This window comes from Sandarakinorhabdus cyanobacteriorum, from assembly GCF_002251755.1.
Taxonomy (GTDB): Bacteria; Pseudomonadota; Alphaproteobacteria; order Sphingomonadales; family Sphingomonadaceae; genus Sandarakinorhabdus; species Sandarakinorhabdus cyanobacteriorum.
On the sequence record NZ_NOXT01000117.1, the window covers coordinates 1 to 12,293 of the forward strand.

At 66.6% G+C, this 12,293-nt stretch carries 8 protein-coding genes; 3 read left to right on the forward strand and 5 right to left on the reverse strand.

Translation table 11 applies throughout. From position 1 onward, the window contains the following. Positions 1–262: 262 nt before the first annotated feature. Entirely contained in the window at positions 263–1,855 is a 1,593-nt protein-coding gene (locus CHU93_RS11840) for an ATP-binding protein (protein WP_094474316.1), read from the reverse strand. Between the two features lie 116 nt (positions 1,856–1,971). Between CHU93_RS11840 and CHU93_RS11845 the strand changes: the two genes are divergently transcribed. Together CHU93_RS11845 and CHU93_RS11850 are read left to right on the forward strand one after the other, a co-directional pair. Further along, a complete protein-coding gene (locus tag CHU93_RS11845; RefSeq protein ID WP_094474318.1) occupies positions 1,972–2,898 on the forward strand; it encodes an SMP-30/gluconolactonase/LRE family protein in 927 nt (308 codons plus the stop codon). Beyond that, a complete protein-coding gene (locus CHU93_RS11850) occupies positions 2,898–3,782 on the forward strand; it encodes an alpha/beta fold hydrolase (RefSeq protein ID WP_094474370.1) in 885 nt (294 codons plus the stop codon). Before CHU93_RS11845 ends, CHU93_RS11850 begins: the two co-directional genes overlap by 1 nt. Positions 3,783–3,795: 13 nt before the next feature. On the opposite strand, the gene polA is transcribed toward CHU93_RS11850, so the two are convergent. Next, positions 3,796–6,552, reverse strand: coding sequence for a DNA polymerase I (gene polA, locus CHU93_RS11855; protein WP_094474320.1), 2,757 nt, complete (start codon positions 6,550–6,552; stop codon positions 3,796–3,798). Between the two features lie 79 nt (positions 6,553–6,631). Here polA and leuD point away from each other — a divergent pair, with 79 nt between their 5' ends. Next, positions 6,632–7,222 carry a 3-isopropylmalate dehydratase small subunit gene (gene leuD, locus CHU93_RS11860; protein WP_094474322.1) on the forward strand — a complete coding sequence of 197 codons (591 nt, stop codon included), beginning with the start codon at positions 6,632–6,634 and terminating at the stop codon, positions 7,220–7,222. Positions 7,223–7,376: 154 nt separating this feature from the next. Here the strand turns inward: leuD and CHU93_RS11865 are convergent, their stop codons facing one another. From CHU93_RS11865 to pheS, 3 genes are all read right to left on the reverse strand, one after another. Beyond that, complete coding sequence (locus tag CHU93_RS11865; RefSeq protein ID WP_094474324.1) at positions 7,377–8,696, reverse strand: hemolysin family protein; 1,320 nt, start codon at positions 8,694–8,696, stop codon at positions 7,377–7,379. Between the two features lie 85 nt (positions 8,697–8,781). Further along, on the reverse strand, positions 8,782–11,145 hold the full coding sequence (pheT, locus tag CHU93_RS11870) for a phenylalanine--tRNA ligase subunit beta (protein ID WP_094474326.1): 2,364 nt from the start codon (positions 11,143–11,145) through the stop codon (positions 8,782–8,784). Next, entirely contained in the window at positions 11,142–12,212 is a 1,071-nt protein-coding gene (gene pheS / locus CHU93_RS11875; protein ID WP_094474372.1) for a phenylalanine--tRNA ligase subunit alpha, read from the reverse strand. The genes pheT and pheS overlap by 4 nt, the downstream gene beginning before the upstream one ends. Between the last annotated feature and the right edge of the window lie 81 nt (positions 12,213–12,293).

Below are 12,293 nucleotides of genomic sequence, written 5' to 3' on the forward strand. Positions count from 1 at the left end.
GTGCAGACACGCTACTCCAACCCGCCCACACAAGTCCGGGGCAGGCATTGCGGCTCTGCCGCGCTCTTCCTTTTCCTTTCTCTTTCCACCCTCAGCAGACTCGGCGGCTTTGCCGCCGGCTGCGGCCGCAAGGGCCAGAGCGCGGGCCCGCGGCCCCCTCCGCCCTTCGGGCACCTCCCCCAGAGGGGGAGGATCTTGAGACGCCCCTCCGTCGCGCNTTGAGACGCCCCTCCGTCGCGCTGCGCGCGCCACCGCCCCCCCCTCAGCGCGAATTCATCCGCCAGCGGGTGATCACCCGCTTCAGCATCTCCTCATCATCGCCGGTTTTCACCCACAGCTGGCTGAACACCGGATCGTCGCTGGCCGGGCGGCGGTGGGTTTCCAGTTCGTCGAGGCGGACGCGGATCGGGGCGGCGACGCCTTCGCCGGAGATGATGCATTCGCGGTTGCGCAGCGCCGGGATGGCTTCGATCAGGCTGCGGCCGCCTTCGGGCAGGGCGTTGCGGACGAAATTCTGGTCGCGTTCGTTGTTGAGCCGCAGCGAGACGATGGTGCCGCATTGGGACAGGGCGCCTTCGGCCAGATCGGATGGGCGCTGGGTGACGAGGCCCAGCGACACGCCATATTTGCGGCCTTCCTTGGCGATGCGTTCCAGCACGTCGCGCACCGGGCTCTGCTTGGAAATGGTGCGCGACGGGATGTAGCGATGGGCTTCCTCGCACACCAGCACCACCGGGCGGCGGCGTTCGGTGCGCGACCAGACGGCGAAATCGAAGACGATGCGGCTGAGCACGGACACCACGGCGTTGACGACGCTGGTGGGCACGCCCGACAGATCGATGACCGAGATCGGGCGGCCTTCGACCGGCAGGCGCAGGATGCGGCCGATGAAATCGGCCATATTGTCGGTGGAATAGCGTCGATCGAACATGAACTGGGTGCGCGGATCGCGCATGATCTGTTCCAGCTTGCCCTTGATGCGCAGATAGTTGGTGGCGTTCTGGCCTTCGGAAATCTTGCCCATCTCGCTGTTCAGCGTGTCCATCAGCACGGCGAGCAGATAGGGGATGGGCGTGTCGGTGGTGATGGTGAGCTGTGGCGCGGCGTGGATGGATTTGGACCGCGCCACCTGGAGGCAGCGGGCGAGGATGTCGCGATCGGTTTCATAGGCGGCGCCCTCGCTGGTGAGCAGCACCTCGCAATGTTCCTCGAAGTTCAGCAGCCAATAGGGCAGCTCGAGATTGTCGACGTTATAGACCATGCCGGTATCGGCGAAGGCGCGGGCATATTCGCCGTGCGGATCGATCATCACGACATGGCCTTCCGGCGCCTGTTCGATGATGCGGTGCAGGATCAGCGCGGTGGCGGTGGATTTGCCGGTGCCGGTGGAGCCGACGATGGCGAAATTCTTGGACAGGAACAGATCATAATAGAGCGCGGCGCGCACCTGGCCGGTGGGATAGACGATGCCGACCTGGATGTGCGGGCGTTCGTCGCCGGAAAACACCCGGGCGGTCTCAATGCTGTCGGTGGGCAGCGCAGGGTCGCCGGCGCGCGGATAGGTGCCGACACCACGGCGGAAGCTGCCGATGCGGCCATCGGGGCCGATATCGGCCTCACCCACCAGATCGACCATGCCGATGCTGATGCCGCCCTGTTGTTCAATGGTGCGCAGCGTGCCGATGACATAGAGGCCCTGGCTTTCCACCTTGATCAGGCTGCCCAGCATGCCGGTGGAGGCGAGCACGGCATCGGCATCAGATTTCAGGCGGGCGGCGGCGGCTGTGTCGATCGCCAGCTGCATCTGCCCAGCGCTGACGGCAACGACCTGGCCGATGATCCGGTCTGAAAACATGCGCGTGCCTCCCTGGGGCGCAGATTTGGCATGCCGGCCAGCCCTGTTCAATTGCCGTGATTGCGTGAGGATGCCCGACGCGCCACCATGCGCAAAACATCAGGGGAGAATGCAGCATGACGGGATTTTATCCGCACGAGATCGTGGCCGACGGGCTGGGCTTTCCGGAAGGACCGGTGGCGATGGCCGATGGCAGCGTGCTGGTGGTGGAAATTCGCCCGGGCCGCATCACCCGCATCCACCCCGATGGCCGCAAGGAGACCGTTGCCGAGCCGGGTGGCGGGCCCAACGGCATGGCGGTGGGGCCGGATGGTGCGCTTTACGTGTGCAACAACGGCGGCTTTGACTGGTATGAGCAGGACGGCATCCTGCTGCCGGGCAATGCGGCGAAGGATTATACCACCGGGCGGATCGAACGGATCGATATCGCCACCGGCGCGGTGACACGCCTGTATGACAGTTGCGATGGCCACAAGCTGTCGGGGCCGAACGACATCGTGTTCGATGCGCATGGCGGCTTTTATTTCACCGATCTGGGCAAGCATTTCGATCACCACACCGATGCCGGCGGGCTGTTTTACGCCCTGCCCGATGGGTCGAAGATCACCCGGCTGATCCACGGGCCCGATCTGAACGGGGTGGGGCTGAGCCCGGATGGCAGATGCGTTTACGCCGCCTCCACCAGCCGCCGCGTGGTGCTGGCGTTCGAGATTGTGGCGCCGGGCGTTCTGGCACCGGAAGCGCTGCCGGCGGTGCCGGGGCGGTTTGTGACGACCTGGGCCAACAAGACCTATCTCGATTCGCTCGCCATCGAGGCGAACGGCAATATCGCGCAGGCGACGCTGATCGAGAATGCCGGGGTGACCAGCATTGATCCGGTGACGGGCGCGCAGGAGTTTTTCGCCTTCCCGGATCTGCTCACCACCAACATCTGTTTTGGCGGCGATGACATGATGGATGCCTGGGTGTGCCTGTCCACCACCGGCAAGCTGGCCAAGTGCCGCTGGCCGCGGCCGGGCTTGAAGCTGAATTTCAACGCCTGATGCTGCTGCACGCCAACGGGTTGGACTTCGCCTGCGATGTCGCGGGTGAGGGGCCCGACGTGGCGCTGTGCCTGCACGGCTTTCCCGAATCGCGCTTTTCCTGGCGGCACCAGTTGCCGGTGCTGGCCGATGCCGGCTGGCGGGCGGTGGCGCCGGACTTGCGCGGCTATGGCGGGTCGAGCCGGCCGGTGGGGAAGGCGGCCTATCACATCGATCATCTCGTTGATGATGTGGTGGGCATGTTCGACGCGGCTGGGGCCCGGCGGCGCTTGCTGGTGGCGCATGACTGGGGCGCGGTGATTGCCTGGGTGGTGGCGATGCGCCGCGCCGTGCCGCTGGATGGCCTGATCATCATGAACGTGCCGCACCCCACGGTGTTTCGCGATCTGATCCGCCATTATTGGCCGCAGCGGTTGAAGAGCTGGTATGTCGCCTTCTTCCAGATCCCCTGGCTGCCGGAGGTGATGCTGCGCCAGCGCCGGGCGGAGGGTATCGCCAATGCGTTCAAGAACATGGCGGTGGACAAGAGCGCCTTTCCGCCCGACGTGCTCGACCATTATCGCCAGAACGCCCTGATCCCCGGCGCGCTCACCGCCATGATCAATTACTACCGCGCCAATCTGGGCATTCTCGACGAGACGAGTGCGCCCATTGAAGTTCCGACCCTCATGCTGTGGGGGGAGGAGGACACGGCCCTCGATGTGAAGCTGACCGAAGGCTATGCTCCGCATGTCCGGGATTTCACGCTGGTGCGCTTTCCGGGCGTCTCGCACTGGGTGCAGCAGGAAGCGCCGGGGCCGGTCAACGCGGCGATGCTGGAGTGGATGGGGGGCAGGGGCTGGCGGGCTGAGCAGTTGCTGTCATGCTGGCCAGCGCCAGCATGACCCGAATTGCTGGTCAGTGCGCATCCCCCCACGACACGCCCTGGCCAATCTCCACCCCCAGCGGCACGGAGAGGTCCACCAGCGGGCGGTGGGCGTTCTCCATCACGGCGCGGATCACCGGTTTGGCCGCTTCCGCCTCCGCCTCCGGCACTTCGAACACGAGTTCGTCGTGCACCTGCAGCAGCATCTTCGTGCCCGACAGGCCGGCGGCGGCGAGCGCTGCTGGCATCTGCACCATGGCGCGCTTGATGATGTCGGCCGCGGTGCCCTGCACGCGGGCGTTGACGACGGCGCGTTCGGCAAAGGCGCGCTCGCCCTGGTTTTTGGACGTGATCAGCGGCGCATGGCACTTGCGGCCAAACAGGGTCGTCACGAAACCGGCATCCTTCGCGAAGGCGATGGTTTCGGCCATATAGTTGCGGATGCCGGGGAAGCGGCTGAAATAAAGCTCGATATAACGGGCGGCCTCGCCGCGATCGATGCCGAGGCGCTGGGCCAGGCCGAAGGCGGAAATGCCGTAGATGATGGAGAAGTTGATCGTCTTGGCGCGGGCGCGGGTGTCACGGTCGACATGGCCGAACACCTCGCGGGCGGTGAGCGCGTGGACATCCTCGCCCGCGGCATAGACCGCCTTCAGTTCCGGCACATCGGCGATATGGGCGACCAGCCGCAGTTCGATCTGGTTATAGTCGGCCGCCATGATCACATTGCCCGGCGCCGCCACGAAGGCATGGCGGATGCGGCGGCCCAGTTCGGTGCGGATCGGGATATTCTGCAGATTGGGGTCGTTGCTGCTCAATCGCCCGGTCGACGTGGCAGCCAAATGGAAGTTGGTGTGGACCCGGTCGGTCTGCGGGTTGATCTGCGCCTGCAGCGCATCGGTGTAGGTGGATTTCAGCTTTGAATGCTGCCGCCAGTCGAGCACGCGCTGGGCAATCGGCGCGCCCTCTTCCGCCAGCCGTTCCAGTTCGCTGGCGTCGGTCGTCCAGGCCCCGGTCTTGCCCTTCTTGCCGCCCTTGTAGCCGAGCTTGTCGAACAGGATTTCGCCCAGCTGCTTGGGGCTGCCGATGGTGAACGGCCCGCCGGCCAGTTCATGGATCTCGCCCTCCAGCCGGTTGATCTCGGCCTCATAGAGGGCAGACAGGCGGGCCAGTTCGCTGCGGTCCACCTTGATGCCGGCCATTTCCATCCGCGCGATCACCGGCAGCAGCGGCCGGTCCACGGTCTCGTGGATTTGGGTCACCTGCTCCTTCCACAGCCGGCGGCGGAAGCCCTGCCACAGCCGCAGCGTCACATCGGCATCCTCGGCGGCATAGTCGGTGGCCTTGCGCAAATCGACCTCGGCAAAGCTTTTCAGCCCCTTGGCCACATCCTTGTAGGCAATCGGCGTGTGGCCGAGGTGGCGGGACGACAGATCATCCATGCCATGGTTCCAGCGCCCGGCATCGAGCGCATAGCTCAACAGCATCGTGTCGTCATAGGGCGCCAGCACCGGCACACCGTGGCGCCTGAGCACGATCAGATCATATTTGAGATTGTGGCCGATCTTGAGCAGCGACGGATCGGCGAGCAGCGGGTTCAACCGCGCAATCACGTCTGCCATCGCCAGCTGCGGCGGACGCTCGGCAAACATGCCGTCGCCGGTGCCGTGGGCCACCGGGATGTAACAGGCCTTGCCCGGCGCATAGGCCAGGCTGATGCCGACGAGATCGGCGCGCATCTGATCGGTGCTGGTGGTTTCGGTGTCGATGGCAAAGGCACCCGTGCCCGCGCATTGCGCCAGCCACCAGTCCAGCCGGTCCATGCTGGTCACGCATTCATAATCGGCGTGGGTGAAGGCCACATCATCATCCGGCACCGCGGCAGTCGACGGCCGGTGCGTGTCGGGCGCCGGGCCGCTGGACCCGGTGCTGCCCAGCTTGGCCAGCATGGCGCGAAAGCCGTGCTTTTTCAGGAAGGCGGCCAGTGGCTCGTGCGGCGGCTCCTTCAGGGTCAGTTCGTCCAATGGGGCGGGCAGCGGCAGGTCATCCTTCAACCGCACCAGCTCGCGGCTCAGGCGCGCCATCTCCACCGATGCGGCGAGCGTTTCCTTCAGCTTGGGCTTCTTGATTGCCTCGATATTGGCGATCACGCCTTCGACGCTGCCATAATCGCGGATCAGATCGGCGGCGGTCTTCGGCCCCACGCCCTTCACGCCGGGGATATTGTCGGCGGTGTCGCCCATCAGGGCCAGCACCTCGCCCACCTGTTCGGGCGGCACGCCGAACTTCTCGATCACCTCGGCGCGGTCGATCACCTGGTTCTTCATCGTGTCGAGCAGGTTGATGCCGGGGGCCACCAGCTGCATCAGATCCTTGTCCGATGAAACGATGGTGACATTCATGCCGGCGGCGCGGGCGGCCAGGGCATAGCTGGCGATGATGTCGTCCGCCTCCACGCCCTTCTGCTCGAAACAGGGCACCGAAAAGGCGCGCACCGCATCACGGATCAGCGGGAATTGCGGGATCAGATCTTCCGGCGCCGGCGGGCGGTTGGCCTTGTACTGATCGTACATGTCATTGCGGAAGGTGTGGCTGCCGGCATCGAGCACGACGGCCAGATGGGTCGGGGCTTCGGCCTTGTTGAGTTCGGCGATCAGCTTCCACAGCATGGCGGTGAAGCCATAGACGGCGCCGACCGGCGTGCCGTTGGGATCGGTCAACGGCGGCAGCCGGTGATAGGCGCGGAAGATGAAGCTGCTGCCGTCGACGAGGTAGAGATGCTGGGCCATGGGTTCTTTTAGGCTCGTCTGCCGCGACGTGAAAGCGGGCATTGCCTCGGGGGCGCTGGCCATGCAAAGGCGTTTCGTCATGCAAGCCTTCACCACCCTGTCCGGCCAGGCGATTCCGTTTGGCGCTGCCAACATCGACACCGATGTGATCATTCCGGCGCGTTATCTGAAAACCATCACCCGCGCCGGGCTGGGCAAGGGTGCCTTTGCGGCGCTGCGTGAAAATCCGGACAATGTGTTCGACCAGAACGCCGGCGCGCCGATCCTGATCGCCGGGCACAATTTCGGCTGCGGTTCCAGCCGCGAACATGCGCCCTGGGCGCTGGCCGATCTGGGCATCCGCGTGGTGATCTCGCCGGGCTTTGCCGATATCTTTGCCGGCAACGCCTTCAAGAACGGGCTGTTGCTGGTGACCCTGCCGCAGGCGGCGGTGGACCGGCTGCTGGAGGTGGCGCGCGAAGGCCAGCCGATCACCATCGATCTGGAAAACCAGGTGGTGACGACGCCGTTTCAGGACCGGTTCGAATTCCCGATGGACCCGTTCCGCAAGCATTGCCTGGTGAACGGGCTGGACGAGATCGGCCTGACGATGGGCATGGGCGACGCGATTGCCGCCCACGAAGCCCGGCTGGCGGCCGAGCAGCCGTGGATCGCCGGCGCGGCCGGCTGATCACTGCCGCAGCCTTGCCAGCCCCGCTCATGCCGAGCTTGTCGAGGCACCGACCAAGCGCGGTGCGTGCCTCGACAAGCTCGACATGAGCGGATTTGGGCTGTTGCGCGAATGAATTCGGGTCTGGTGCGAAGCAGCTCGCGCCACCCCAGCCTTACGGCAGGATCGTCGGCCCGTCGCTGCGGCGGCTGGCGAGCAGCTTGTCGATCTTGCGGCCGTCCATGTCGATGATCTCGAACTGCCAGTCGCCCAGGGCGAAACGCTCGCCCGTCACCGGCAGATGCTGCAGCTGTTCCAGCGCCAGGCCAGCCACCGTGTCATAATCGCCGGTGTCGGGCAGGGTCAGGCCCAGCCGGTCGGCCAGTTCATCCGCCGGCAGGCTGCCCGAAATCAGCCAGCTGCCATCATCGCGCTCCACGGCGGGCGGATCATTGGCATCATCGACATCGCTGCGGAACACGCCGGCAATGGCGGCGAGCAGATCGGATGGCGTGACGATGCCTTCGAAATGGCCATATTCATCATGCACCAGCGCCATCGGGATATCGGCATCGCGCAGCGCGGTGAGGGCATCGACGGCATCCAGCACATCGGGCAGCACCGGAGCGGGGCGGGCCAGCGCCGCCAGATCAAGCGGCCGGCCTTCGATCAGGGCCTGCACCACATCGCGGGCCTGCAGCACGCCGATGATCTCGTCCACACCGCCGCGCGCCACCAGCAGCCGGCTGTGCGGGGTGGTGGCCAGCTGGGCGCGCACATCGGCATCGGTCGCGTCGGCATCGATCCAGTCAATCTCGCCGCGTGGGGTCATCACGCCGCGCACCCGCCGATCGGCCAGGCGCATGATGCCCGATATCATCTGGCTTTCCTCGGCCTCGATCACCCCGGCGCTGGTGGCATCGGCGACCACGGAACGCAGTTCTTCCTCCGTCACCGATTGATCGGCATCGCGGCTCTGGCCCAGCAGGCGGAACACCGCCCGGCTGCTGTGATCGAGCAGCCAGACAAAGGGTGTCGTGGCCCTCGCAAACATCGCCATGATCGGGGCGACGCGCGCCGCGATGGCTTCCGGGCTGCGCAGCGCGAACTGTTTGGGCACCAGCTCGCCGACGATCAGCGAGAGATAGGTGGCGATGACGATGACAACGGCAAAGCCCAGTTCCTCGGCGGCATCAGCGGGCAGGCCGAACAGCGCCGCCAGCCGGTCACCCACCGGCAGCGCCAGCGTCGCGCCGGAATAGGCGCCGTTGATGATGCCGACCAGCGTGATGCCGATCTGGACGCCCGACAGGAATTTGCCCGGATCCTCGGCCAGCGCCAGCGCCGCCTTCGCCCCGCTTGATCCCCGGTCGGCAAGGCCGCGCAGGCGTGGCCGGCGTGCGGACACGATGGCCAGTTCCGACATGGCGAAAAAGCCGTTGAGCAGGATCAGGCCGGCGATGATGCCGGCATCCAGCCAGGGAAAGGGGGCCATTGGCTCCGGGACAGGCTATGCGGGGCCAGGGTGCCCGCTCCCCTCCCCCATAGGGCATTGCGCCCCATGAGGGAAAGGGGGCGCGTTATCCGCGCAGCACCGCGCCCAGCTTGGCCGCGGCCGCCACCACCTTGGCCGACACCGCCTCGATATCGGCATCGGTCAGGGTGGCGGTGGTCGGCTGCAGGGTGATTTCCACGGCCAGGCTGATCTTGCCCGCCGCCACGCCGGGGCCGGCATAGCGGTCAAACAGGCTGACATTGCTGATCAGCGCCTTGGCGGCACCGGCCACGGCGCGGATCAGGCTGTCGGCGGCCAGGCCTTCGTCCACCACGAAGGCGAAGTCGCGGGTGAGCGGCAGCAGCGGGCTGGGCGCCCACGGGTCACGCTTGCGGCTGCGCGGCGGCAGCGCATCGAGATAGAGTTCGACGGCGGCGACCGGACCCTTCACATCAAACTGGGCCGAGGTGCGCGGGTGGATGATGCCGAAATCGGCCAGAGCGACCTTGCCCAGCACCAGCCGGCCAGCGCGGCCCGGATGCCACCAGCCGTCTGCCGGCGCTGCCACCTGAAGCCGTTGCACCGGGGCGCCCAGCGCCGCCAGCGCCGCCAGCGCTTCGGCCTTGGCGTCATAGGCGTCGGGCTTGGTGGCCGGGCCGGTGCGCCAGTCACGGCCACGGGCTTCACCGGCCAGCAGGATCGCGGCGGTCGGCCGTTCGGCATCGGCCAGGTAACGCTGGCCCAATTCGAACAGCCGCACCGATGCCAGCCCACGCGCCATGTTGCGGGCGGCAGCGGAGAGCAGGCCGGGCAGCAGGCTGGGGCGCATCGCGGCCATGTCGGCCGAAATGGGATTGGCGAGGCTGTGCGCGGCGCCGCCAAAGGCCTCGGCCTCGGCCGGGGGCAGGAAGCTCCAGGTGATGGCTTCATCGAGGCCGCGTGCGGCCAGCGCCCGGCGCAGGCGGCGCTGCGTGCGCTGCAACGGGGTGGCGGTGGGGGCGGCAACGCCCGCGGCGCGCGGCAGCGGGGTGGAGGGCACCAGATCAAGGCCGTGGATGCGCACCACCTCCTCGACCAGATCCGCCTCGCCATCAACATCGCGCCGCCACGACGGGACGGAGACCTGCCACAGATCGCCACGCGTCACGCCAAAGCCGAGGCGGGTGAGGATGGCCGCCTGTTCGTCTTCGGCCACATCCAGCCCGGCCAGGCCGGCAACCCGCGACGGGCGATAGGCGATGCTGCGCGCGGTGTCGGGAATGCTGCCGGCCAGCACCATGTCAGACGGCTCGCCGCCGCACAAATCAAGCACCATCCGTGTCGCCAGCTCGAGGCCAGGGACGACGAGCTCGGGATCTACCCCGCGTTCGAAGCGGGCGCGGGCGTCGCTGTTGATGCCCAGCTTGCGGCCGGTGGCGCCGATGCGTTCGGGGGTGAAATAGGCCGCCTCGATCAGCACCTCGGTGGTGGCTTCCGAACAGCCGCTGTGCTCGCAGCCCATGATGCCGCCAATGTCGTGCACCTCTGCATCATCGGCGATCACGGTCATGGTCTCGTCGAGCGCATAGGTCTTGCCATTGAGGGCCAGCACGGTTTCGCTGGCACGGGCGCGGCGGGCGGTGAGGCCGCCGTTGAGCTTGGCCACGTCATAGACGTGCAGCGGCCGGCCACTGTCGATGGACAGGAAGTTGGTGATGTCGACCAGCGCCGAGATCGGGCGCAGGCCCACGGCGCGCAACCGGCGTTGCAGCCAATCGGGCGACGGGCCGTTGGTCACACCGCGCACCACCCGGCCGGCGAAGGCGGGGCAGCCTTCTTCATCCGCGATGGTGATCGGGCGCGGCATCGGGAACGAGCCCGCGACCGGCGCAATCGTGCGGGCCTTCAGCGTGCCAACGCCCGCCGCGGCCAAGTCGCGCGCAATGCCGAGCACGCCGAGGCATTCCTGGCGGTTGGGCGTGATGGCGATATCGAACACCGGGTCATTCAGGCCGGCCCAATCGACATAGCGCGCGCCCACCGGTGCATCGTCGGGCAGGGCGATGATGCCGTCATGTTCCTCGGACAGCTCGAGCTCGCGCATGGAGCACATCATGCCCTTCGATTCGACGCCGCGGATGGCCGCCACCTTCAGGGTGATGCCGCTGCCGGGCACAAAGGTGCCGGGCGCGCCAAACACGCCCTTCATGCCGGCGCGGGCGTTGGGCGCGCCGCACACCACCTGCACGGGGGTGCCGCCGCCGGTGTCGACACTGAGCACCTGCAGCTTGTCGGCTTGCGGGTGGCGCTCCGCCGTCAGCACATGGGCGATGGTGAAGGCGCCAAGTGCTTCGGCCGGGTTCTCGATGCCTTCCACCTCAAGGCCACAGCGGGTCAGCGCGTCGGCGATCTCGGCGACGCTGGCCGTGGTCTCGAGATGATCCTTCAGCCAGGACAGGGTGAACTTCACGGGGTTGCTCCGGCAGAAATGGAGGGCAGGTCAAAAGCGGAGAAGCCATTGTGCTTCAGCCACTTGATATCGCCATCGAAGAAGGCGCGCAGATCGGTGAGGCCATATTTCAGCATGGCGAGGCGATCGACCCCGGTGCCAAAGGCAAAACCCTGCCACTCGTTGGGATCCAGCCCACAGGCGGCGATCACGCGTGGGTGGACCATGCCGCTGCCCAGCACCTCCAGCCACTTGTCCACCTGGCCCTGTCCGGCCGGCTTGCCGGTCTTGGCTGAGTAGCCAACATCGACCTCCACCGACGGTTCGGTGAACGGGAAATAGCTAGGGCGGAAGCGCAGCACGACATCATCGACCTCGAAAAAGGCCTTGATGAAGGTTTCCAGCGTCCACCTGAGGTGCGCCAGCGTGATGCCCTTGTCGATCACCAGGCCTTCGATCTGGTGGAACATCGGCGTGTGGGTGGCATCGGAATCGCTGCGATAGACGCGGCCCGGCGCAATGATGCGAATGGGCGGCTTCTGCCCCACCATGGTGCGGATCTGCACCGGGCTGGTGTGGGTGCGCAGCACCATGTTGGGCTGGCCATCGATGTAGAACGTGTCGTGCATTGCGCGCGCCGGATGGCTTTCCGGGATGTTGAGCGCGGTGAAATTGTGCCAGTCGTCCTCGATCTCCGGCCCGCTTGCCACGGCGAAGCCCAGATCGGCGAAGATTCCGGCCAGCTCGTCCATCACCTGGGAAATCGGGTGGATGGTGCCGGTGGCCGGCAGGCTGACCGGCAGGGTCATGTCCTGCTTCTCGGCGGCCAGCTTGGCATTCAGCGCCGCCTCGTCCAGCGCGGCCTTTTTCGCGGCCAGCGCTGCGGTGATGGCTTCGCGCAGGCCGTTGAAGGCCGGGCCGGCCACGGCGCGGTCTTCGGGGCTCATGCCGCCCAGGGTCTTCAGCAACTGGGTGACCTGGCCCTGCTTGCCCATGGCGGCGACGCGCACGGCTTCCAGCGCATCGGGCGTATCGGCGGCGGCGATCTGGGCGAGCAGGTCGGCCTGCAACTGGCTGGTGTCTGTCATCATCGGGGCCTGTCTGGGATCATGAAACGCAAAAAGGGCGCGCGCCCGTGAAGGCGCGCGCCCCTTTCAGCTGTCTTGGCT

Bases quoted from the DNA above. Each gene is read 5' to 3' on its own strand.
- leuD (WP_094474322.1), top strand. From the start codon at position 6,632: ATGCAAGCCTTCACCACCCTGTCCGGCCAGGCGATTCCGTTTGGCGCT.
- CHU93_RS11865 (WP_094474324.1), bottom strand. From the start codon at position 8,696: ATGGCCCCCTTTCCCTGGCTGGATGCCGGCATCATCGCCGGCCTGATC.
- CHU93_RS11845 (WP_094474318.1), top strand. From the start codon at position 1,972: ATGACGGGATTTTATCCGCACGAGATCGTGGCCGACGGGCTGGGCTTT.
- CHU93_RS11840 (WP_094474316.1), bottom strand. From the start codon at position 1,855: ATGTTTTCAGACCGGATCATCGGCCAGGTCGTTGCCGTCAGCGCTGGG.
- polA (WP_094474320.1), bottom strand. From the start codon at position 6,552: ATGGCCCAGCATCTCTACCTCGTCGACGGCAGCAGCTTCATCTTCCGC.
- CHU93_RS11850 (WP_094474370.1), top strand. From the start codon at position 2,898: ATGCTGCTGCACGCCAACGGGTTGGACTTCGCCTGCGATGTCGCGGGT.
- pheS (WP_094474372.1), bottom strand. From the start codon at position 12,212: ATGACAGACACCAGCCAGTTGCAGGCCGACCTGCTCGCCCAGATCGCC.